The organism is Massilibacterium senegalense (genome assembly GCF_001375675.1).
In the GTDB taxonomy this organism is placed as follows: domain Bacteria; phylum Bacillota; class Bacilli; order Bacillales; family Massilibacteriaceae; genus Massilibacterium; species Massilibacterium senegalense.
In genome coordinates this window covers 144607-167420 of the sequence record NZ_LN831786.1, presented here as the reverse complement: position 1 = coordinate 167420, position 22814 = coordinate 144607, and the positions used below count along the sequence as shown (strand labels likewise).

Sequence of the window (22814 nt, the reverse complement as noted above, 5' to 3'; positions counted from 1 at the left end):
AGGAGGAACTAATGTTTATTCGTATATTACTATCTATTTTAGCTATTTTATTAATTGTATTTTCCCTTTTAAACTTTTTTGATGTGTACCAAAACGATATCGTACTAAAGGGAATTCTTGGAGCAACAATTGTTGTATACATTATTCATGTTATTCAATTAGTAAAAAAGAAACGCATACCAAACTCGTAAAAAACTTTTTACAAAAGAAAGAAAAAATGCTTAACCACCCAAGTTTTATGGTGATTAAGCATTTTTTTATTCATCGTATAAATGACAAGCTGTAAAATGTCCTTCTTTTACTTCTTTAAAAACAGGTTCTTCTTGTGCACATTTTTCGGTTGCAAATGCACATCTCGTTCTAAATCGGCATCCGCTTGGTGGGTCAATCGGACTTGGCACGTCCCCTTCTAACACAATTCGTTCCCGTTGTTTTTCAATTTCTGGATCAGGAATTGGAATAGCGGATAATAACGCCTTTGTATAAGGATGTAATGGATCTTCATATAGCTTATCACTCGTCGTAATTTCTACTACTTTTCCTAAATACATTACCGCTACACGGTCGCTAATATACTTCACCATCGATAAATCGTGGGCAATAAATAGATATGTTAGTCCCATTTTTTCTTGCAATTCTTTTAGTAAATTCACAACTTGCGCTTGAACTGAAACGTCTAATGCAGAAATTGGTTCATCCGCAATGATAAATTTAGGCTCTACCGCTAATGCTCGAGCAATCCCAATCCGTTGTCTTTGTCCACCACTAAACTCATGGGCAAATCTTGTCATATAACTTGGGTTTAGACCAACTAGCTCTAATAATTCCGCAATTCTTTCTTTCCGTTTTGCTCCTTTTGCTAAGCCATGAATATCTAACGCTTCCCCAATAATGTCTTCTATCGTCATCCGGGGGTTTAAAGAAGCATAAGGGTCTTGGAAAATCATTTGTATATCCCGACGTAATGATTTGAGCTCTTTTGTAGATATATCGTAAATATTTTTTCCTTCAAATCGTACTTCTCCATCGGTGGGCTCATATAGGCGAAGAATCGTACGGCCAGCTGTTGATTTCCCGCATCCTGACTCTCCAACAACGCCTAATGTTTCTCCTTTAAAAATATCAAATGAAATATCATCGACTGCTTTTAACGTTCCGCCACCAGTATTAAAATATTTCTTTAAATGTTTAATTTCTACTAACTTCTCTTTTTGTCCACTCATGAAACATCCCTCCTTTCTAGAACGATTTATCTGCTAAAAACTTTTTCAAATACGGTTCTGCATCTTGATGATGTAACCAACATGCTGCTTGATGATTATTTTCTCCCACTACTTGTAGCTCTGGGTCATGGTCTTTACATACCTTTAATGCGTATTTACAGCGATTACAGAAGCCACATCCTTTTGGCGGAGCTACTAAATCAGGTGGTGCACCTAAAATTGGTTGCAACGGTTCGTCATGTTGTAAATCTAATCGAGGTACAGAATCTAGTAATCCTTTTGTATATGGATGCTTTGGTTGTTTGAAAATTTCTTTTAACGTTCCTGATTCGACCACTTTTCCTGCATACATCACTACTACTCGGTCACACATTTGTGCCACTACCCCTAAATCATGAGTAATCATAATAATCGATGTACCAGTTTTTTCTTTTAATTCTTTCATTAAATCTAAGATTTGCGCTTGAATCGTAACGTCTAATGCCGTTGTTGGCTCATCGGCAATTAACAACTTCGGATCACAAGCTAACGCAATGGCAATCATCGCCCGTTGTCGCATTCCTCCACTAAATTCATGCGGATATTGTAACGCACGTTTTTCTGGATTCGGAATGCCTACTAACCGTAGCATTTCAATTGCTTTTGTATGTGCCTCATTTTTAGATAATCCTTGGTGCTTCACTAATCCTTCCACAATTTGCATCCCAATTTTCATCGTAGGATTTAAACTAGTCATTGGGTCTTGGAAAATCATACTAATTTCTTTTCCGCGGATTCCTTGCATTTCTGCTTCTGATTTTTGTACTAAATCTTCTCCACAAAATTCAATCAATCCATTTTTATATTCCCCTGGTGGAATTGGAATTAGTTTCATAATAGATTGTGCCGTTACGGATTTCCCGCATCCAGATTCCCCAACGATGGCTACTGCTTCTCCTTTATTGACATGAAAATTCACACCACGAACCGCCTTTACTTCCCCTGCATACGTATGAAATGAAATTTCCAAATCTTTTATTTCTAATAATTTCTCCATGCCTTTCACCCCTATTTACGTAATTTTGGATCAAGTGCATCACGTAATCCGTCCCCAATAACATTGAATGCAAAAATTGCAACAGAAATAAAAATAGCTGGGAATAGTAAACGCCATGGATAATATGTTAAAGCTGGTACACCGTCACTTGCCATTGTCCCCCAACTAGCTAGCGGTGCTTTTACCCCTAATCCTAAATAACTTAAAAATGCTTCCGTAAAAATAGCATTTGGAATCGTTAATGTTAAGGTTACTAAAATAGGCCCCATCATGTTGGGAATTAAATGTTTAAACATAATTCGTTTTGTGCTAGCACCTAAACTTTTCGCTGCTAATACAAATTCTTGTGATTTTAATTGCATCACTTGTCCACGAACGATACGTGCCATGTTAATCCAACCGGTAAGGGTCATCGCAAGAATCATCGTAAATAATCCTTGTCCAAGCGCAACTAATAATAAAATAACCATTAATAAATAAGGTACTGCTGCTAATACGTCAGCAATTCGCATCATCACTTCATCGACACGTTTTCCGTAATAACCAGCAATGCCTCCCCAAAGAACACCAATGACTAAATCAATTAGCGCAGCTGTAATTCCGATAAATAATGAAATTCGTGCCCCGTACCAAACACGTTCAAATATGTCACGCCCTAAATCATCCGTCCCAAACCAATGTTCTCCAGACGGCGTTTCATTTACTTTTGCTAAATCATTCGTATGATAATCATACGGGGTCATTAGCGGACCAAAAATTGCAAAAATAGAAAGAAAAACAAGGAGAACAACTCCAAACATTGCTAACTTATTTTTTCGAAAGCGACGCCAAGCATCTTTCCAAAAGGACAAGCTTGGTCGTGATAAAGGTTCGGATTGTTCTAGTGATGTATCCAAAGGCTCAAACAGTTTTTTATCTAGTTGTTGTGCCATCCTTAATTCTCCTTCCTATCTGCAATTTTAATACGCGGATCAATCAGTCCATAAATTAAGTCCACGATTAAAATAGATAATAATAATAAAATACTATAAAAGACAGTAACACCCATAATTGTTGTATAGTCACGATTCGTAATACTTGTTACGAACGATTGCCCAAGCCCAGGAATACCGAAGATTTTTTCAATTACAAAACTTCCAGTTAAAATCCCTGCTACTAATGGTCCCATAAAAGAAACAACTGGTAATAACGCATTGCGCAGTCCATGTTTATACACAATAACCCGACCTGATAATCCTTTTGCTTTTGCTGTTTTCATATAATCTTGATTCATTACTTCTAACATTGTAGAACGCATTAACCGTGCGATAAAAGCTAACGGCGCAGCACTTAATGCAATGGCAGGTAAAATCGTATGTGCAAATGTATCCCAACCTGCAACTGGCGTCCATTGTAATTGAATCGAGAAAATATACTGTAACACCGAAGCAATTATGAAGCTAGGTACCGAAATTCCTAAAACCGCGATCATCATTGCCATATAATCTTGCCATTTATTATGACGAAGTGCAGCTATTACTCCTAAAATAATCCCAATTGCAACTGCTAGAAAGATAGATTCTAACCCTAATACTAAAGAAACGGGGAAACCTTGATTGATCATATCATTCACACTTTGATCTTGATATTTCATCGATGTACCAAAGTCCCACTTTAAAATGTTTGTTAAGTATGTTGCATATTGCTCATACCACGGATCATTTAATCCGTATTGTTCTGCTAACTGCGCTTCAATTTTTGGTGGCAACTTTTTCTCATCAGAAAGTGGGCTTCCCGGCGCAGCTCGCATCATAAAAAAGGTGATCGAAATAATTAACCATAAAGAAATGAAAATATAAAAAAGTCGTTTTCCTATATATTTCGCCACCAGCTTCACCTCCTACATCCTATTCAGAAGATAAGGTATATAGACGATATCCGCCTATATACCTTACTTCATTCCTAGATTCCATTATTTTTTAAAATATGCTTCTTTTAAATCAATAGCACCTAAACCAGTAAGGAAATAACCATCCAATTTATCATTTTTTACATATACATTTGTATAGAAATAAAGTGGAACGATTGGCATTTCATCTGTAATAATTTGATCAGCTTGTTTTAATAAAGCTAAACGTTTTCCGTGGTCAAGTTCTGTTTGTGATTGATCAAGTAACGATTTAAATTCTTCGTTCTCCCATTTCGTATCGTTATTTCCGCCTTCCTTTTCTTTAAATTGGTCTAAGAAGTTAATTGGATCGTTAAAGTCTCCAACCCATCCCATACGACCGATTTGATAGTTACCAGAATGTAGTTTTTCGATATATACTTTCCATTCTTCATTTTTAAGTTCGGTTTTAATGCCTAATTCTTTACTCCAAACATCTTGGATTGCTTGCATTAATTTTTTATGGTCGCCTTCTGAATTAAATGCAAGTTCAAATGTTGGTAAGTTGGGATCATCGACACCTGTAAATCCTTCTTCTTTTAATCCTTCTTCAAGCAATTGTTTTGCTTTTTTTACATCGCCATCTTTAAAGTAACCTTTTTCACTATCTTTAATCATGGTTGGCGGTACGTTTGCCATTGCTGGTTGTTGTCCACCTTGAAGAACGTTGTCGATAATATCTTGCCGATTGATTGCATAGCCTAATGCTTGACGAACTTTTTTGTTGTTAAACGGTTTTACTTCTGTGTTGAATTTTAACCAATACACACCAGCGATTGGTTTGATATTCAATTTACCTTCTTTGTCTAAACTTTTAATTGCTTCTGATGGAATGGAGTTACCGTTAGGCGTACCTGCCCAATCGATTTCACCAGAGTTAAATTTGTTTAATTCTGTATTTGCATCGCCAATCATTGTAAAGTTAATTTCATCTAATTTTACTTTATCTTTATCAAAGTAGCTTTCATTCTTTTTAAGAATTAATTGATCGCTATGTTTCCAAGTATCTAATACAAATGGTCCATTTGATGTGTAGTTTTTACCAGCATCACTTGCCCATTTCGGATTTTTCTCTGCAATTTTACTGTTTATTGGATAATAAGTATAGAAAGCTAATAATTCTTCAAAGAATGGTGTTGATTGTTCAAGCTCTACTTCTAACGTATAGTCATCTGTTGCTTTTATTCCAACTTCTTCTTTGCCGACTTCCCCGTTATAATATTTTTCCCCGTTTTTAATGTAATACAATTGATAGGCATATTTTGCTTCGTTTTCAGGAGTAAGTACCCATTCCCATGCATATTCGAAGTCTTTTGCAGTAACAGGGTCTCCATTCGACCATTTTGCATCTTTACGTAATGTAATTGTATATTTTGTTGCATCATCTGATTTTTCTATTTTTTCTGCTATTGCGTTGTGAGGTTTTCCATCTTTCCCGATACGTGTTAATCCTTCAAATGTTTGTGTTAATATGGTATGTGCGATATTATCATTCGCTAAACCAGGATGGAGTGTTGGTGGTTCAGATCCAAGATTTAAACGAAGAACTTTACTGTCTTCACTCGTTTTAGAACCGCCGCCACATGCTGCTAGTACTAAACTTAGTGACATTACTAAAGCAACTAATACTGTTAAACTTTTTTTCATCATATTGCCCCCTTCATTTTTTCAATTCATAGTTGGAATTATAGCAACCCTCTTCCTTCAATCATCACCCCCTAAAAGTAATAACATACGTAATATAGAAGATTCTGAAAATTTATGGAGAGAAAAAAGAAATTGCTATTCCAAACTTCTTTTATACAACAGCTTGTATGCGTTTTATAACATTTTATATTATATCAGAAAAATTCATTTATCCAACTAAAAAAATTGGACGTTATATTTAAAAATTAAAAAAATTTCATTTTTTTAATTTTTTGATCATGATGATATTTATCAATTTACTATATAGGGTATTTAATGATGATAGCATGAAGGAGAAAATCAAACAATAAAAACGCTTATATTCTATATTTTCTAAAAATCAAAACATTTATGATTAATTAGAAAATTTTTTCTAATATTTTATTTATCCATATAAGTATATCGCTTAGTATATTTTAAAATTTTATTACTTTAAAGCATTAATTATTTAAAAATAATTTTCATTCATTGTACACTATGGATTTTACTTGAAATTGTATGGCAAATAAAAATCTTTTACACAAAAAGATAACCTCTGATTTTTTTTTTTGCGTAATATCACGGTTTGTGTTATTCTTTTTCCAGAAGCAAAAGTGAATTCATGTTGCGATGATAAAGAAAAGTACATGCTATTTTCTTTTTAGAGAGCTTGTGGGTGGTGCAAACAAGTAAGCAAATAGTATGGAATGGGCTTTGGAGCATTCATTTCTGAACATGTCCAGTAGGAAATGACGGGTTTTTGTTCTCCCGTTACACAGAACACCGTATGTTTGTACGGACTGAGCGATTCTATTTCGATAGAATAACTAGGGTGGTACCGCGATTCTTTCGTCCCTTTTTAGGGAAAAGAGTCGCTTTTTTTATGTTTAATTATTCGAAGGAGTGAAAAAAATGACTGTTATTTTTTCTGGCATTCAACCGAGTGGAACATTAACACTTGGAAATTATTTAGGAGCATTAAAACATTTTGTTGATTTACAAGACGATAATGATTGTTACTTTTGCGTGGTCAACCAACATGCGATTACCGTTCCACAAGATCCGATTACCTTACGAAAAAACATTCGTTCCTTAGCTTCCCTTTATTTAGCAGCAGGCATCGATCCAACTAAATCAACGTTATTCATTCAATCAGAAGTTCCCGCGCACGCACAACTAGGATGGATTTTACAATGTATTTCGTATATCGGGGAACTAGAAAGAATGACACAATTTAAAGATAAGTCAAATGGAAAAGAAGCAGTTTCTGCGGGGCTACTTACCTATCCACCATTAATGGCAGCTGATATTTTGCTCTATCAGGCCGATCTTGTACCTGTTGGAGAAGACCAAAAACAACATTTAGAACTAACACGTGATTTAGCAGAACGTTTTAATAACCGTTATCGGGAAGTATTTACAATTCCAGAAGTATCGATTCCTAAGGTTGGGGCACGGATTATGTCCCTACAAGAACCGATGAAAAAAATGAGTAAATCGGATGAAAACCAAAATGGATTTATTTCTTTACTCGATGATGCAAAAACGATTGAACGAAAAATTAAACGGGCACAAACGGATTCCGATGGATTGATTCGTTTTGACAAAGAAAATAAGCCTGGTGTATCTAACTTAATGAGCATTTATTCTCTTTGCAGCGGAAAATCATTACAACAAATAGAAGAAGAATATGCGAATAAAGGATACGGTGAATTTAAAACAGACGTTGCACAATCAGTAGTAGAAGTATTACAACCACTTCAAGACCGTTATTATGACTATATCGACTCCACCAAGTTAGATGATATTTTAGATGCTGGAGCAGAACAAGCAAATAAAGTAGCTCTTAAAACATTACGTAAAGTCGAACGGGCAATGGGGCTTTCTCGAAACAGAAAAAAATAAAGTAATCCACATACAAAAGATGTCTCTTATAAAAAAGAGACATCTTTTGACTCTGTTTCTTGCATATACACTTGTTCAAAATAGGCTTGATTTTTCGCAAGTCGTTCACATAAATATTCATGTTTTGTTGACCAATTTTCTTGTACTTCTGCATATAATCCTTTCCATGCTGATTCAAACGTCATTTTCTGAATGATTTCATACTTTTCTGGTGACCATTCTGTGTACCAATATTTCACTTCCGCTTCATTGCGTGCTGCATATAAATGATCTAGTTGCATAAATAGTAATTGTTTTAGTTGTTTTTCTTTTCGCGTTAACCCAATCATATATTTTGGATGTGGAGATAAAATGTGAAATTCTTTTTCCTCATATCCTTTTGGTACTGCGTACTTTTTGATAGATGTACCATGAACAATTTCTAACGCTAACTGTTCTTGTCTTGGAATTAACCGGCTTTTTTTCATAGGCGTCATATACCCAATCGTATCGACTGCCAATACATTTTTTCCATCTGTTGCAATAAACGCATTTTCTAATGGTAACCGCTCATGATTTTTTCGTAAAATGGCTTGATTGCTCACATCATTTAATAATTCTTGAGGTAAATCATACAGCTGATTTTCAATATACATGTATAGATCGTCTGAAAGATGCAGCAAAGGAACTTTTTCTAACAATTCAATCGTGTCACTTTTTCTCCACTCATGAAAGGAATGGATGTTGTATCCATTTTCTTCTCCTTCACACCAATTCACCCAAACATCATGCATAAAAAACATGGACATACCCCTCACTTTTTTTATTTAGCAATCAGTATAGGCATTCGTTTATTATTTTATTCTAAAAAGAGAAAAAATTACCTCTCACTTTTTTGGAAACATCGACCAAAGCGATAAAAAAATCGTAAAAAACCCGATGGAAAATAAATACGTATCTTTCCGTTTAATAAACTCATAAAAGAAAAACGACAAATTGTTTTGTGCACTCGCTACACTTAAATACGCCAAAATACTTATTGCACTGCTCACACTAATATAAAATCCTACTAACAAAAGAAGAAAACGAATCATCGCAATCATCACCTATTGGTCAAGCCATTGTTGTTCATATATATGTCGTAGTTTTGTAAAATTGAACAAAAAAAAACAGAAGGGAAATCCTTCTGTTTCTTTTACCCGTTATATTTTCTAAATAGTAACGTAGCGTTATGGCCACCAAATCCTAATGAATTGCTCATGGCAACTTGAATTTCTGTTGAACGCGCTTCATTTGGAACATAATCAAGATCACAATCCTCGTCTTTTTCTTGATAGTTAATCGTTGGTGGTAAGATTCCTTCTTCTAATGCTTTTACGGAGAAAATCGTTTCTACCCCACCAGCGGCTCCTAGTAGATGACCTGTCATTGATTTTGTGGAACTAACCGCTAATTTATATGCATGATCACCAAATACCGTTTTAATCGCTTGTGTTTCAAATTTATCGTTATACGGTGTACTTGTACCATGTGCATTAATATAATTGACTTCGGATGGGGCAATCCCAGCTTTATCGATGGCCATTTTCATCGCACGTGCAGCACCTTCTCCATCTGGTGCTGGTGCTGTAATATGATACGCATCTCCAGTTGAACCGTATCCAATCACTTCTGCATAAATATGGGCGCTGCGGGCTTTTGCCGATTCTAACGTTTCTAATACGACGATTCCAGCACCTTCTCCCATCACAAATCCGTCTCTATTTTTATCAAATGGACGACTTGCTGTTGTAGGGTCATCGTTAAATGTTAATGCTTTTGCTGTGGAAAATCCTGAAAATGCCATATTTGTAATTGGTGCTTCCGTTCCACCCGCAATCATAATATCCGCATCCCCGCGCCGAACGGCTTCAAATGCATCTCCAATTGAATTTGTCCCTGTAGCACAAGCAGTAACTGTACAAGAGTTTGGTCCTTTTGCTCCTAAAGCAATCGAAATTTGTCCTGCTGCCATATCTGGAATCATCATTGGAACAAAAAAAGGACTTACACGTCGATATCCACGTTTTAAAAACTGAAGATGCTGTTGTTCATATGTTTCTAATCCACCAATACCAGATCCTACCCATACCCCAACACGCGAAGCATTTTCTTCTGTAATCGTTAAGTTAGCATCTGCTACAGCCATTTTACTCGCAATTACCCCAAATTGTGTAAAACGATCCATCCGATTTAATTCTTTTCGATCTAAAAATTCCTCCATCTTTACATCTCTTACTTCAGCTGCTACTTTTGCTGGAAAGTCTTCTGGATTTACGCGTGAAACAATGTCAATACCAGATACACCTTTAATAGCATTTTCCCACATTGTGTGTGCATCGTTACCAATTGGTGAAACTGCTCCAATTCCTGTAATTACAACACGTCTATTTTCCATAACCGTTACTCTCCTTTTTATTTTCCCCATTTTAGTATAGTGGCACCCCAAGTCAATCCGCCACCAAATCCTACCATAACAATTACATCTCCATCTTTTATCTTCCCATTTTCTAATTCTTCAACCATAGCAATTGGAATGGAAGATGCCGAAGTATTACCATATTTAGTTATTGTAGTCGACATTTTCTCTTCAGGCAAATTTAATCGTTGACGAGAAGCTTCCATAATGCGAATATTTGCTTGATGCGGAATTAAAAATTGCACATCTTCTTGCGTTAATCCTGCTTTTTCAATAATTTTCGTTGATGCTTCTCCCATTTTGCGGACAGCAAATTTAAATACTTCCCGTCCATTCATCCAAATTTTAGGTTTACCATGCAAATATTTTCCTCCGCTACCATCAGCTCCTAAGTCAACAGCTAAAATACCTTTCCCTTCTTCCACTGGTCCTAACACAGCAGCTCCTGCTCCATCTCCGAACAACACAGCCGTATTCCGGTCTTCCCAATTTGTGATATTCGATAATTTATCCCCAGCAACGACTAAGATATGCTTATATTCTCCATTTTCAATATATTGCTTTGCTACCGATAATCCATAAATAAAACCAGAACATGCTGCACTAATATCCATAGCTGCAGCATTTATTGCACCAATACGATCTTGTACAATACAAGAAACAGTTGGAAATACATAATCTGGAGTAATAGTAGCCACAACGATTAATTCAATTTCTTCTGGTTTAATGCCCGACATCTTTAATGCCTTTTCTGCAGCAAAAGTAGCCATGTCTGCAGTTGTTGTATCATCATTTGCAATACGACGTTCTTCAATCCCTGTTCTTGTCCGGATCCATTCATCCGATGTATCTATTCGTTTTTCTAAATCTTTATTTGTTAAAATTTTTTCTCCTACATAGCGACCGATACCTAAAATACCTGCGTTCATTTTTATCGCTCCTTAATATTTATTATCAATTATTAGTACTTGGTACTAATTTTAATAGAAAAATAATGATTTGTCTATTATAAAAAATGGTACTTCTTCTTTTTCTTTTTTTACCTACGGCTCCTTTTACTACAAATCATGCACGAAAAACATGGATTTATGTAAAAAATAAAACAATCAGCGACTTCCGGCAGAAATCTCATTGATTTTATGCATCATTCGTTTTAAAATTATGTTAGAATGTAGATAATATGTGTACATAATGAGGTGAAAAAGATGAAATACTTCTGGGCTTTATTTTGGTCATTTTTACTTAGCAATATGATGGTTTACGTTATTGCAAATATGACTACAACAGCTGAACATCCTATCGAGTATAGCTTTAATACTGCGTTAATTCTAACAGTAATCTTCACTATTTTCGTTGGTATTTTAGGCGACGGCGTTTTAAACAAAAAAATTACTGATTAATGACAAATGGAGAACACCCAAGTGGGATGTTCTCCATTTGCTTTATGCATGCACAACCAATTGCCCCTCTTTCATTTCTACCGTAATCGTCGCACCATCAGTAATATGACCAGCGATGATTTCACGAGCTAACTGCGTTTCAATAGTTCTTTGAATAAATCGTTTTAATGGACGTGCACCATAGACAGGGTCAAATCCTTCGTTCGCAATAAAGTTTTGCGCCTCGTCTGTAATGGTTAAAGTCATGTGTCGATCTTTTAATCGTTCGCTTAATTGTGCTGTTAATTTTAAAACAATTCCTTTTATTTCTTCGATTGTTAACGGTTTAAACAACACAATATCATCAACACGGTTTAAAAACTCTGGGCGGAAGTGACCTTTTAACATATTCATCACATTTGTACGTGCTTCTTCTTTAATTGCCCCATCATCTGTTACACCGTCTAATAAAAACTGACTGCCGATGTTAGATGTCATAATAATCACTGTATTTTTAAAATCCACTACTCGTCCTTGTGAATCGGTTAATCGCCCATCATCCAAAATTTGCAATAAAATATTAAAGACATCTGGGTGTGCTTTTTCTACTTCATCTAATAAAATAACCGAATACGGACTACGACGTACCGCCTCTGTTAATTGGCCACCTTCTTCGTATCCAACATATCCTGGAGGTGCACCGATTAATCGTGCAACTGTATGTTTTTCCATATACTCTGTCATATCAATCCGAATCATATGCTCTTCGCTATCAAATAATGATTCTGCTAGTGCTTTCGCAAGTTCTGTTTTCCCAACCCCTGTAGGCCCTAAGAAAATGAACGAACCAATTGGTCGATTCGGATCTTTAATCCCAGCACGAGCTCGAAGTACCGCATCGCTTACTAATTGAATGGCTTCATCTTGCCCTACAACACGGCGATGTAAAATTTCTTCTAGTCGTAATAATTTTTCTCGTTCCCCTTCTACGAGTCGGGAGACGGGAATCCCTGTCCATTTTGAAACAATATCTGAAATTTCTTCTTCGGTAACTTCTTCTCGTAATAATCGATTTGTATCTCCATTTAAAATAGTTGCTTCTGCTTCTTCTAATTCATGTTGTAATTGTGGAATAATGCCGTGACGTAATTCCGCTGCTTTATTTAAATCATACTTATTTTCCGCTTGTTCTAATTCACGTTTTCTTTGTTCTAATTGTTCACGTAATTGTTGAACTCCTTGGATCGAATGTTTCTCTTTTTCCCACTGTGCTTTCATTACTTGTAATTTTTCTTTTTGGTCCGCTAATTCTTTTCGAAGCACAGTTAACCGTTCTTTACTAGCGCGGTCGTCTTCTTTACTTAAAGCAGCTTCTTCAATTTCAAGTTGCATCACTTTCCGGTTTACTTCATCTAATTCACTCGGCATCGAATCAATTTCTGTCCGAATCATCGCACACGCTTCGTCTACTAAGTCAATCGCTTTATCTGGTAAAAAACGTTCTGTAATGTAACGATTGGAAAGGGTTGTTGCTGCTACTAAGGCGTTATCGTGAATTTTTACCCCGTGGTGAATTTCAAAACGTTCTTTTAATCCCCTTAGAATAGAGATTGTATCTTCTACATCTGGTTCTTTCACGAGCACTTGTTGGAAACGACGTTCTAGCGCTGGATCTTTTTCAATATATTGACGATATTCATCTAACGTTGTTGCCCCAATACAATGCAATTCACCACGAGCAAGCATTGGTTTTAACATATTGCCGGCATCCATCGAACCCTCTGCTTTTCCTGCTCCGACAATTGTATGAAGCTCATCGATAAATAAAATTATTCGTCCTTCACTTTTTTTCACTTCTTGTAGCACAGCTTTTAAACGTTCTTCGAATTCCCCACGGAATTTAGCTCCTGCCACAAGTGCACCCATATCTAAAGAAAAGATTGTTTTATCTTTCAATCCTTCTGGAACGTCTTTTCGTACGATACGCCATGCAAGTCCTTCTACAATTGCTGTTTTCCCAACCCCTGGTTCTCCGATTAACACCGGGTTATTTTTTGTTTTTCTTGATAAAATTCGAATAACACGGCGAATTTCACTATCCCGCCCAATAACAGGATCTACTTTTCCTGATTCTACTTCTTTCACTAAGTCTCGTCCATATTTTTCTAATACCTCGTATGTTGCTTCTGGGTTATCTGTTACCACGCGTTGTGCCCCCCTGATTTCTTTTATTACCGTTAATAAACGTTTTTTTGTTAATTGATACGCGCCAAACAACTGCTTGATCGAAGAAGGTAATGAAAGATCTGTATATGCTAGCAATAAATGCTCAATCGAAATATATTCGTCTTGCATTTCTTTCATTTCTTCTTCCGCTTTGACAAATAATCGTTGCATAGTAGAAGTAATATAAATATTACCAGATGCCCCCGGACCATCTACTTGTGGTTTTTTCTGAATAATCGTATCTACTTCACGTAAAAATACTTCCGTATCAATCGTTAATTTCGAAAAAATATGAGCACCTAGCCCATCCGTTTGTGAAACAATGGCATACAGCAAATGATCAACATCGACTTCTTGGTTTTTATATTTGATTGCGTTATTTTGTGCTTCTAACACAGCTTGTTGCGATTTTTGCGTTAATTTATTCATATCCATTTGGGAAACCCCCTTATGATTTTAAATATGGCGTAAACGAACGTTCCTGTTGTAACTGTTCGTATAATGCTACTTCTTTTTTGGTTAATGGTGTCGGAATATCAATGATGATTTGTAAAAAGAGATGTCCTTTTTCTGTTAACCCTTTATTGCGAATCCGTAACTTTTGGTTTGTTCGCGTTCCTTTTGGTATTTTTACTTCGATACTTTGTCCATTTAGCAATGGAACAGATCCTTGTGCTCCTAAAGCTGCTTGATGCGGAGCAATGACTAAATGAGCGGTTAAATTGTCACCGTCTACTTGAAAGTATGGATGTGGTTGATACACAATTTTTAAATAGACATCTTGTCCACGTGTTCCTTTGTTTGGAATACGAATTTTTTTCCCTTCCTTGATTCCCTTTGGAATCTTAACATGTAAACGTTCCCCATTTGGCATCCGAACCATCACTTTATCGCCGCGATACACTTGTTCAAGTGTGAGAAATAAAGTTAATTGCTCATCTGCTAAGTTTTCTTGATAAGAAGAGCGTGATTCAAATTCTTCAAAAGGGTTTGTTTGACTACTGGAAAAAACATCTTTAAAAAATGTATCAAAAAAATCACTAAACGATGAATCTCCCGTTGAATATGTCCGATACGAATTGCCAAAAGGAGAGGAGTTGTATCCTTGGTAATTTCCCCAATTATCTCCTAATTCGTCGTACCGTTTCCGTTTCTCTTCATCGCTTAACACTTCATATGCTTCGTTTATTTGTTTAAACTTTTCACTTGCACCTGGTTCTTTGTTCAAATCAGGATGATATTTTTTCGCTAATTTTCGGTATGCTTTTTTAATTTCTTGTGTCGTTGCCTGTTTCGAAACACCTAAGATAGCGTAATAATCTTGAAACTCCACGTTTCCCCCTCCTTTGACCATCTTTGACCTTGTATCATTATTATGAAAAAAACGTATGGTTTTATCAATAGTCAAAATTGGTCAAAAAATAATTTTACCTCTCTTATACTCTTAATATCTATTATTTTCTTTGTTTTTCACCTATTTTTGACTTTCTTTTACCTTCATTTATTCCTTTCATCTTTCTTTTCCCTTCCATGATTAAAGGAAAACTCCTTACTTTTTTACAAAAACCCCCTTAAACTTTTACTATATAACAAGTAATATAGATAGTGTGATTGGTTATTCAAGGAGGTACATATGTTAGAGAATATTTTGATTTACTTATTTTTAGGTCTATTACAAGGTTTTACAGAACCGATTCCGATTTCTTCTAGCGGGCATTTAGTCATTGCCCAAGAGATTTTTCAAATCGAAAATCCAGGACTGAGCTTTGAAGTGCTCGTTAATACAGCGTCTCTTATTGCTATTTTAATTATTTATCGAAGTGATCTACTTCGATTAATCATCAATGGTTGGAATCATTTCATGAATAAAAAACGTACAGAAGAAACGAAAGCTGATTTTATGTTCATTGTATATTTAATTATTGCTACGATTCCAGCAGCTGTGATTGGGTTATTATTCAATGATTTTATTTCAGGAAAACTAAAAGGTATTCACATTATTGGAGTAACCTTAATGATTACGGGACTTGCGTTGTGGCTCATTCGAAACTTACGTGGACGAAAAGGCGACCAAAATTTATCCGTCAAAGATGCTATTATTGTCGGATTTGCCCAAGCAATCGCATTAATTCCAGGTATTAGCCGTTCTGGTGCGACAATCGTTGCTTCAATGGCACTAGGAATGAAACAAGAAACAGCGCTTCGCTTTTCATTTTTACTCTATATCCCTGTTAGCGTGGGGGCGATGATTTTAGAAGGAAAAGATATGATCACAGACCCTCAATTAAGTACATTAGCTATTCCTTATCTTATCGCATTTGTCGCTTCTTTAATCGCTTCTTACTTCTCATTAAAATGGTTTATGGGGATTATGGAACGTGGTAATTTGAAATATTTTGCAATCTATTGTTTTATCGTGGGTCCGCTCGTTCTTATTTTCTTATAATACACATAAAAAAACGACCATTTCCCTCTTTTCGAGTGGAATGGTCGTTTTTATTTTATTTACGCTAGTAACGCTAATAACAATGCTTTTTGTGCATGTAGACGGTTTCCTGCTTCTTGGAACACAACTGAATGTTTTTCGTCATCAATTACATCCGCCGTTACTTCTTCGCCGCGATGAGCTGGCAAGCAGTGTAAAAATAAATAATCGTCTTTTGCATGCGATACTAATTCCGTATTCACTTGATATGGCATTAATTTTTCTAAACGAACTTTTGCTTCGTCTTCAAAGCCCATACTCGTCCACACGTCTGTATAAATAAAATCAGCATCTTTTACGCCTTCTACAGGGTCATTTACCACTTTTAACACAGCGCCTGTTTCTGCTGCAATCGCTTGAGCAGTTTCAAGCACAAATGCTTCTGGCTCATATTTTGGATGCGTTACAATCGTGCAATTTATCCCCACTTTTGCAGCACCTACTAACAACGAGTTCGCCATATTATTATTGCCGTCTCCTACGTATGCAAGTGTTATATTTTCAAACGTTCCTTTATGTTCATAAATGGTTTGTAAATCAGCTAACACTTGGCAAGGATGTGAAAGGTCTGTTAAGCCGTTAATAACAGGAATAGAAGCGTGTTCTGCTATTTCTTCCACTGTTTCGTGTTTAAATGTACGAATCATAATCGCATCAATAAATTCACTTAATACGTGTGCTGTATCAGCAATCGTTTCACCGCGACCAATTTGTAAATCATTCGAACTTAAAAATAGTGCATGGCCACCTAATTGCGTCATACCTGCTTCGAAAGAAACACGCGTTCTTGTTGATGATTTTTCAAAAATCATGCCTAATGTTTTCCCTTTTAAAGGCTCTATTACTTCCCCAGAAGCCTTGATTTTTTTTAAGTCTATTGCTAATTCTACAAGTTGAATAATTTGTTCTTTCGATAAATCTGTCATCGCTAAACAATCTTTATTTGTTAATCCAATTTTTTTCGCTTTTTCTACATAACTCATTGTTTAATCACTTCTTTCTTTGATTCATTTAACCATTCTTGAATTGGTGTAACCGTTTGATGCTGTACACGTGCGCCAGTGATGGCTGCTAGTAACGTTGGCCATTCTGTAAAGACAGACTTATTTAAACTTAGGGCTTTTACACGTTGCTTTTTACTAGACTCCGTATTTGCAATACTAAAGACTGCTAATGCCTGCTCGCTATTTACCCATTGTACAAAAGATTCTACCCGTTTTACCGGTATTTCTAACGCAATTGATTCCGTCACTACTGGTGTAATATGTGCTTTTATACATACCTCGATTATTTCTTTCAGTTGCGCTGTTTCTATTGATGTTGGATCAATCAACAATTCCCCGCTTTTTTCATAAAGGGATAGCTTTTGTTGCTCGCTCCAAGAAAATACTTTATGCAATGCTTCTTCTTTCGTTTTGGCCATCGCCATTAATTCCCCAGTAGATTTCATTTCTGGTCCAAGCAATGGATCGAGCCCTTTTAATTTTAAGGTAGAAAAAATGGGCGCTTTTACAGTAATCATGTTACATTCAACTTGTTCTACTGGTTGTAATGGTCTATTTAATAAACAATTGATGGCCCATTTTACAAGTGGTTGGCCGGTTATTTTACTAAGGACAGGAACCGTTCTTGATGCCCGTGGATTAATTTCTAATACGTATAATTCCTCTTGATAAATGACGAATTGAATATTAAATAAGCCTTTAAAATCCATGTTGTGTGCAATTTTTTTCGTGTAAGCATATACTTTTCGTTTCTCTTTTTCTGTTAATGTTTGCGCTGGAATAAACGCCATACTGTCCCCAGAATGCACCCCAGCACGTTCAATGTGTTCAATAAGCGCTGGAATATGAATCGTTTGTCCGTCGGTAATACAATCTACTTCGATTTCTTTTCCAGGATAATATGCATCAATTAAGATAGGGAATAATCCATCATGCTGTTGCTTATGCAAATAATTTTTTATCGCAGCTGCATCTTTTAATACTGCCATTCCTTGCCCACCAATTACAAACGATGGACGGACAAGTACTGGATACCCGATTTCTTCTGCTTTTATGAATACATCTTGTTCATCTAATCCGATTTTTCCTGGAATATGCGGCAAATTGATTTTATTTAAAAATTGATAAAATAAATCTCGGTCTTCTAACATATCAATGGTCGCACTTTTTGTTCCAAATAATGCTACTCCACGCTTTTCTAATTGTTCTGCTAAAGAAATAGCGGTTTGACCACCAAATTGAACGATGACGCCTTCTGGCTGTTCTAATGCAATAATCGCCATCACATCTTCAATCGTTAATGGTTCAAAATATAATCGGTCGCTAATCACGTAATCCGTACTTACGGTTTCTGGATTATTATTAATCATAATGGTTTCATATCCTGCTTGTTTTAACGCAAAAACGCCATGAACAGAACAATAATCAAATTCAATTCCTTGCCCGATACGGATCGGACCGCTTCCTAAAATCACTACTTTTTTCTTATTACTTGGAATCGCTTCATTTTCTCCACTCCAAGTAGAGTAAAAATAAGGTGTTTCTGCTGTAAATTCTCCCGCACAAGTGTCCACCATTTTATAGGAAGGGATAATGCCGAGAGATTTTCGTTTTTTTGTCACTTCTTGCTCCGTTACTCCCCATAAGTTTGCTAATTGCACATCAGTAAATCCATTTTCTTTATACGACTGAAATACTTCTTTTGAAATCGTTTGCCAGTCTTTCGTCTGAATTTCTGTTTCTAATTGAACAAGGTGATGCAACGCATCTAAATATAAATAATTAATTTTCGTTTCTTGATGAATATTTCCAGTTGTTTCGCCTCGTTTTAACAATTCTAAAATGGCAAAGAAACGACGATCATCAATATGTTTTACCGCTGTCCAAAGTGCTTCATACGACCAATCTTGCAATTCTTTTAAATAAAAACTCTCGGTTTTTAGTTCTAAAGAACGGATTGCTTTTTGAAATGCTCCCGTTAAATTAGACCCAATAGCCATCACTTCACCGGTAGCTTTCATTTGCGTACCGAGTGTTCGGTCTGCTTCTCGGAATTTATCAAATGGGAAGCGTGGAAACTTGACCACAATATAATCAATCGCTGGTTCAAAAGCAGCATACGTATAACCTGTTACAGGGTTTACGACTTCATCTAATCGATAGCCAAGCGCTAATTTTGTTGTCATTTTTGCAATTGGATAACCGGTTGCTTTCGAAGCTAACGCACTCGAACGGCTAACACGAGGATTTACTTCAATTAAATAATATTGTTTACTTTCTGGATGAAGAGCAAATTGGATATTACATCCACCAATAATCCCCAATGCTCGAATAATTTTGACGGATGCTTCATGAAGCATCTTATTTTCTTCGTGTGTTAACGTCATGGTCGGAGCTACAACGATGGAATCACCTGTATGTACTCCTACTGGATCGACGTTTTCCATATTACAAATCGCAATACACGTATCGTTTGCATCTCGCATCATTTCATATTCAATTTCTTTATATCCAGCGATGCTCATTTCAATTAAACATTGATGAATCGGACTTAATTCTAAACCGAATTTTACGGTTGCCATCAACTCATCTTTCGAATACACGATTCCACCGCCAGAACCACCTAGCGTGTACGCCGGTCGAATAATAATAGGGAACCCAACCCGTTCACTAAAAGCTACTGCTTCTTCTACAGATGAGACAATTTCACTTTCCGGAACTGGTTCATTCAATTCATACATTAACGAACGAAACACTTCACGGTCTTCCCCTTTAATAATGGCCTCAATCGACGTTCCTAATAAACGCACGCCATATTTATCTAAAATACCTTGCTTATCTAGTGCTAATGCTAAATTTAATCCTGTCTGTCCGCCTAAAGATGCTAATAGACCATCAGGACGCTCTTTTTGAATAATTTTTTCAATATTTTCAACCGTCAACGGTTCAAAATACACAACATCACTAAATGTGTCGTCTGTCATGATTGTTGCCGGATTATTATTAATTAAAATGACACGAATTCCTTCTTCTTTTAATGTCATACATGCTTGCGTTCCCGCATAATCAAACTCTGCTGCTTGCCCGATTACGATAGGGCCACTTCCAATCACAAGGACAGATTGTATCCGATTATCTTTTGGCATCGTGTCATTCCTCCTCTTTCGCCTGTAACGATAAAATAAATGATTGAATCACAGAAAGGATAGATGACTGAATAGGACATTGTAATCCTAGAAAAGAATACATATCATGCTCTACCCCTTCTATCGATTGATCGTTTCCATTTCGAAAACGTACCGTAAATGATTCTGGTAATGTTGATTCATCTAACGTGTATAAATGGTGTTGAGATGTTATATACACTTTTTCTGTTTTTTCATCAATCATCGGGTAATTATTTCCGAAGTGCCCAAAAGGAAGCGGATGAAACGAACTGCCGAATGCTTCAAGAATGACTTGTAGCCCTAATCCTAACGCTAAAGTCGGATACGCTTGCACCAACTGTTTGATTTCTTCTTTTTGAATGGTAGGATGTATTCTTTCGCTACTTCCGTTCGTAAACATAACACCATCAATTGGTAAACGTTGAATTGTTTGTAGGGCATTGTTTGCTTTTACAAATGTTAACGTCACGTTTTCTTGTTGTAAAAGTTGTAAAGACGAACGGGAAATACCAAAATCAATAACCGCTAGATGAATAGAACCATCCCCAATTTGCGTATATGGTGTGGAAAAATGCTTCTTTTCTTTTTGTATGAGCGGTGGATTTTTCCTTTCACTCATTGATGCCGTTTGAACCCCTGTTTTGGTCATTGTTTTGACGATAGAGCGTGTATCTACATTTGTCATATATGGAATTTGATTTTCTTCTAAATAATCGCGCACTGTTTTCGTTGCTTCATAATGGTATGCATTTTCACTTACTTCGTGCATAATAACGCCATCTACTTGAATCTCATCGCTTTCACCGCTTACTTCATTAATCCCGCATCGTCCGATGAAAGGATATGAAAAAACGACCAATTTACCTGCATAAGCAGGATTCGTCATCACTTCTTGGAACCCACTCATACCTGTATAAACGACTAATTCACCCGTTTGCTCTTCTTTTAAGTGATGGATGGTTCCCTCAAACGTTTCTCCTGATGCTAATGATAAAAATCCTTTCATCTTTCCACTCCCCATTAATAATCTGTATATTTATTCTTATCTTCCGTCAATAATACCCCCCACTTTCCATTCATAGATATGATTTACATCGTTCAGTGGAGGGTATCATTAGGCTAAAAAGGCCTTATCATTCGTAGCGGTGATCGTAAAAAAGCCGCCGAAGGAAGATTTATTTTTTAGAGTGTATTTTTATGCTCTCTTTCGTATATTATCTCGTTATTTTAAAACATTTGCAAGTTTTTTTACAGCAATTTCAATTTCTTCTTTTGAAACAATTAATGGTGGCAATAACCGGATAACATTTGGTCCTGCTACTAATACGAGCAACCCTTCTTTTTGTAGTTGTAAAATAACATCACCCACTGCATCTTCACATTCAATACCTAAAATAAGTCCTTTTCCACGAACTTCTTTTACTCTACTAGAAGATACAAGTGCTGTTTGTAGTTGTTCTTTAAAAAAATGTCCTTTTTCTTCTACATCTTGTAAAAATGCTGGCTGAAAAATTTCTTCTAACGTTGCTTTTGCTGCTGCCATTGCAACGGGGTTTCCACCAAAAGTCGATCCGTGGCTTCCTGCTCCAAATGCTTCTTTTAAATGAGCTTTCCCAATCATCGCTCCTACCGGAAGACCATTTCCAAGCCCTTTTGCGGTTGTAAAAATGTCTGGTTCTATCCCGAAATGTTGATGTGCAAATGGTTTTCCTGTCCGTCCGATTCCTGTTTGTACTTCATCCACCATTAATAAACAATCATTGTTCTCACAAACTTCTTTCACTTGCTCGATAAAGGATTCGGTTGCTGGATGAACGCCACCTTCTCCTTGAATCACTTCTAACATAATAGCCGCTACATCTGATAAATCAGCATTTTGAAGTGCTTCGATATCGTTATATGGCAAATATTCAAATTTCTCTAATAGCGGTCCGAACCCTTTTTGAATCTTTTCTTGACCTGTTGCAGCCATTGTCGCAAATGTTCGACCGTGAAATGATTGATAGAAGGTAATAATTTTTGTTTTTTGTGTATGTTTACGAGCTAATTTAATTGCAGCTTCATTCGCTTCTGCTCCACTATTACAGAAAAATACATAGTCACCAGCACTATTTTGTACGAGTAGTTGTGCAACTTCTTCTTGAATTGGCACATGAAATAAGTTAGATGCATGCCAAATTTTATGCAGTTGTTCTTCAACTGCTTTTGTTACTTTTGGATGACAGTGTCCTAAATTACAAACTGCAATCCCACTAACAAAATCTAAATATTCCTTTCCGTCTGTATCATACAATTTTGTACCTTTCGCATGGCTTACTTCAATATTCCACCGGTTATATGTTGGGAATAATGCACTCACG

19 protein-coding genes and 1 other annotated feature are annotated in these 22814 nt (G+C 36.2%); of the genes, 4 read left to right on the top strand and 15 right to left on the bottom strand.

The window, feature by feature from the left end:
- Window positions 1-11 precede the first annotated feature (11 nt).
- On the top strand, window positions 12-191 hold the full coding sequence (locus tag BN1372_RS04190) for a hypothetical protein (protein ID WP_062197607.1): 180 nt from the start codon (window positions 12-14) through the stop codon (window positions 189-191).
- A gap of 66 nt (window positions 192-257) precedes the next feature.
- On the opposite strand, the gene BN1372_RS04185 is transcribed toward BN1372_RS04190, so the two are convergent.
- The 5 genes from BN1372_RS04185 to BN1372_RS04165 form a co-directional block, all read right to left on the bottom strand.
- Window positions 258-1223: an ABC transporter ATP-binding protein gene (locus tag BN1372_RS04185; RefSeq protein ID WP_062197606.1), complete on the bottom strand. Its 966-nt coding sequence runs from the start codon at window positions 1221-1223 to the stop codon at window positions 258-260.
- Between the two features lie 16 nt (window positions 1224-1239).
- A complete protein-coding gene (locus BN1372_RS04180) occupies window positions 1240-2259 on the bottom strand; it encodes an ABC transporter ATP-binding protein (protein ID WP_062197605.1) in 1020 nt (339 codons plus the stop codon).
- A gap of 11 nt (window positions 2260-2270) precedes the next feature.
- On the bottom strand, window positions 2271-3191 hold the full coding sequence (locus tag BN1372_RS04175; protein ID WP_062197604.1) for an ABC transporter permease: 921 nt from the start codon (window positions 3189-3191) through the stop codon (window positions 2271-2273).
- Between the two features lie 2 nt (window positions 3192-3193).
- The gene (locus BN1372_RS04170) at window positions 3194-4126 is read right to left on the bottom strand and encodes an ABC transporter permease (protein ID WP_062197603.1); all 933 of its coding nucleotides are present in this window, start codon (window positions 4124-4126) and stop codon (window positions 3194-3196) included.
- Window positions 4127-4210: 84 nt separating this feature from the next.
- Complete coding sequence (locus tag BN1372_RS04165) at window positions 4211-5833, bottom strand: peptide ABC transporter substrate-binding protein (RefSeq protein ID WP_062197602.1); 1623 nt, start codon at window positions 5831-5833, stop codon at window positions 4211-4213.
- A gap of 639 nt (window positions 5834-6472) precedes the next feature.
- Window positions 6473-6711: a binding site (T-box leader), on the top strand.
- A gap of 52 nt (window positions 6712-6763) precedes the next feature.
- On the opposite strand from BN1372_RS04165, the gene trpS reads away from it, so the two are divergent.
- The gene (gene trpS, locus BN1372_RS04160; RefSeq protein ID WP_062197601.1) at window positions 6764-7756 is read left to right on the top strand and encodes a tryptophan--tRNA ligase; all 993 of its coding nucleotides are present in this window, start codon (window positions 6764-6766) and stop codon (window positions 7754-7756) included.
- Between the two features lie 26 nt (window positions 7757-7782).
- Here trpS and BN1372_RS04155 read toward each other — a convergent pair whose 3' ends face one another.
- From BN1372_RS04155 to BN1372_RS04140, 4 genes are all read right to left on the bottom strand, one after another.
- Window positions 7783-8538, bottom strand: coding sequence for a DUF3603 family protein (locus tag BN1372_RS04155; RefSeq protein ID WP_062197600.1), 756 nt, complete (start codon window positions 8536-8538; stop codon window positions 7783-7785).
- A gap of 84 nt (window positions 8539-8622) precedes the next feature.
- Window positions 8623-8829 (bottom strand): YuzI family membrane protein, encoded by a 207-nt coding sequence (locus BN1372_RS04150; protein ID WP_062197599.1) that lies wholly within the window; start codon window positions 8827-8829, stop codon window positions 8623-8625.
- 101 nt (window positions 8830-8930) lie between these two features.
- Window positions 8931-10172: a beta-ketoacyl-ACP synthase II gene (gene fabF / locus BN1372_RS04145; RefSeq protein ID WP_062197598.1), complete on the bottom strand. Its 1242-nt coding sequence runs from the start codon at window positions 10170-10172 to the stop codon at window positions 8931-8933.
- Between the two features lie 17 nt (window positions 10173-10189).
- Window positions 10190-11122: a beta-ketoacyl-ACP synthase III gene (locus BN1372_RS04140; RefSeq protein WP_062197597.1), complete on the bottom strand. Its 933-nt coding sequence runs from the start codon at window positions 11120-11122 to the stop codon at window positions 10190-10192.
- 276 nt (window positions 11123-11398) lie between these two features.
- Between BN1372_RS04140 and BN1372_RS04135 the strand changes: the two genes are divergently transcribed.
- Window positions 11399-11593: a YjzD family protein gene (locus tag BN1372_RS04135; RefSeq protein WP_062197596.1), complete on the top strand. Its 195-nt coding sequence runs from the start codon at window positions 11399-11401 to the stop codon at window positions 11591-11593.
- Window positions 11594-11635: 42 nt separating this feature from the next.
- On the opposite strand, the gene clpB is transcribed toward BN1372_RS04135, so the two are convergent.
- Both clpB and BN1372_RS04125 read right to left on the bottom strand, forming a co-directional pair.
- Complete coding sequence (gene clpB / locus BN1372_RS04130; RefSeq protein WP_062197595.1) at window positions 11636-14233, bottom strand: ATP-dependent chaperone ClpB; 2598 nt, start codon at window positions 14231-14233, stop codon at window positions 11636-11638.
- A 13-nt stretch (window positions 14234-14246) separates the two neighbouring features.
- Window positions 14247-15131 (bottom strand): DnaJ domain-containing protein, encoded by an 885-nt coding sequence (locus BN1372_RS04125; protein ID WP_062197594.1) that lies wholly within the window; start codon window positions 15129-15131, stop codon window positions 14247-14249.
- A 300-nt stretch (window positions 15132-15431) separates the two neighbouring features.
- Here BN1372_RS04125 and BN1372_RS04120 point away from each other — a divergent pair, with 300 nt between their 5' ends.
- A complete protein-coding gene (locus BN1372_RS04120) occupies window positions 15432-16244 on the top strand; it encodes an undecaprenyl-diphosphate phosphatase (protein WP_062197593.1) in 813 nt (270 codons plus the stop codon).
- A gap of 59 nt (window positions 16245-16303) precedes the next feature.
- Here BN1372_RS04120 and argF read toward each other — a convergent pair whose 3' ends face one another.
- The 4 genes from argF to BN1372_RS04100 all read right to left on the bottom strand — a co-directional run bounded on the left by argF (window position 16304) and on the right by BN1372_RS04100 (window position 22813).
- The gene (gene argF / locus BN1372_RS04115) at window positions 16304-17266 is read right to left on the bottom strand and encodes an ornithine carbamoyltransferase (protein ID WP_062197592.1); all 963 of its coding nucleotides are present in this window, start codon (window positions 17264-17266) and stop codon (window positions 16304-16306) included.
- The gene (locus BN1372_RS04110; protein ID WP_062197591.1) at window positions 17263-20433 is read right to left on the bottom strand and encodes a carbamoyl phosphate synthase large subunit; all 3171 of its coding nucleotides are present in this window, start codon (window positions 20431-20433) and stop codon (window positions 17263-17265) included. The genes argF and BN1372_RS04110 overlap by 4 nt, the downstream gene beginning before the upstream one ends.
- Window positions 20434-20437: 4 nt before the next feature.
- Complete coding sequence (locus BN1372_RS04105) at window positions 20438-21460, bottom strand: carbamoyl phosphate synthase small subunit (RefSeq protein ID WP_062197590.1); 1023 nt, start codon at window positions 21458-21460, stop codon at window positions 20438-20440.
- A 216-nt stretch (window positions 21461-21676) separates the two neighbouring features.
- Window positions 21677-22813, bottom strand: coding sequence for an acetylornithine transaminase (locus BN1372_RS04100; protein WP_062197589.1), 1137 nt, complete (start codon window positions 22811-22813; stop codon window positions 21677-21679).
- Window position 22814 lies beyond the last annotated feature (1 nt).

What these genes read in the sequence shown, in the direction of transcription:
- BN1372_RS04190 (WP_062197607.1), top strand. Translation starts at nt 12, where the DNA reads ATGTTTATTCGTATATTACTATCTATTTTAGCTATTTTATTAATTGTA.
- BN1372_RS04185 (WP_062197606.1), bottom strand. Translation starts at nt 1,223, where the DNA reads ATGAGTGGACAAAAAGAGAAGTTAGTAGAAATTAAACATTTAAAGAAA.
- BN1372_RS04180 (WP_062197605.1), bottom strand. Translation starts at nt 2,259, where the DNA reads ATGGAGAAATTATTAGAAATAAAAGATTTGGAAATTTCATTTCATACG.
- BN1372_RS04175 (WP_062197604.1), bottom strand. Translation starts at nt 3,191, where the DNA reads ATGGCACAACAACTAGATAAAAAACTGTTTGAGCCTTTGGATACATCA.
- BN1372_RS04165 (WP_062197602.1), bottom strand. Translation starts at nt 5,833, where the DNA reads ATGAAAAAAAGTTTAACAGTATTAGTTGCTTTAGTAATGTCACTAAGT.
- trpS (WP_062197601.1), top strand. Translation starts at nt 6,764, where the DNA reads ATGACTGTTATTTTTTCTGGCATTCAACCGAGTGGAACATTAACACTT.
- BN1372_RS04155 (WP_062197600.1), bottom strand. Translation starts at nt 8,538, where the DNA reads ATGTTTTTTATGCATGATGTTTGGGTGAATTGGTGTGAAGGAGAAGAA.
- BN1372_RS04150 (WP_062197599.1), bottom strand. Translation starts at nt 8,829, where the DNA reads ATGATTCGTTTTCTTCTTTTGTTAGTAGGATTTTATATTAGTGTGAGC.
- fabF (WP_062197598.1), bottom strand. Translation starts at nt 10,172, where the DNA reads ATGGAAAATAGACGTGTTGTAATTACAGGAATTGGAGCAGTTTCACCA.
- BN1372_RS04140 (WP_062197597.1), bottom strand. Translation starts at nt 11,122, where the DNA reads ATGAACGCAGGTATTTTAGGTATCGGTCGCTATGTAGGAGAAAAAATT.
- BN1372_RS04135 (WP_062197596.1), top strand. Translation starts at nt 11,399, where the DNA reads ATGAAATACTTCTGGGCTTTATTTTGGTCATTTTTACTTAGCAATATG.
- clpB (WP_062197595.1), bottom strand. Translation starts at nt 14,233, where the DNA reads ATGGATATGAATAAATTAACGCAAAAATCGCAACAAGCTGTGTTAGAA.
- BN1372_RS04120 (WP_062197593.1), top strand. Translation starts at nt 15,432, where the DNA reads ATGTTAGAGAATATTTTGATTTACTTATTTTTAGGTCTATTACAAGGT.
- argF (WP_062197592.1), bottom strand. Translation starts at nt 17,266, where the DNA reads ATGAGTTATGTAGAAAAAGCGAAAAAAATTGGATTAACAAATAAAGAT.
- BN1372_RS04110 (WP_062197591.1), bottom strand. Translation starts at nt 20,433, where the DNA reads ATGCCAAAAGATAATCGGATACAATCTGTCCTTGTGATTGGAAGTGGC.
- BN1372_RS04105 (WP_062197590.1), bottom strand. Translation starts at nt 21,460, where the DNA reads ATGAAAGGATTTTTATCATTAGCATCAGGAGAAACGTTTGAGGGAACC.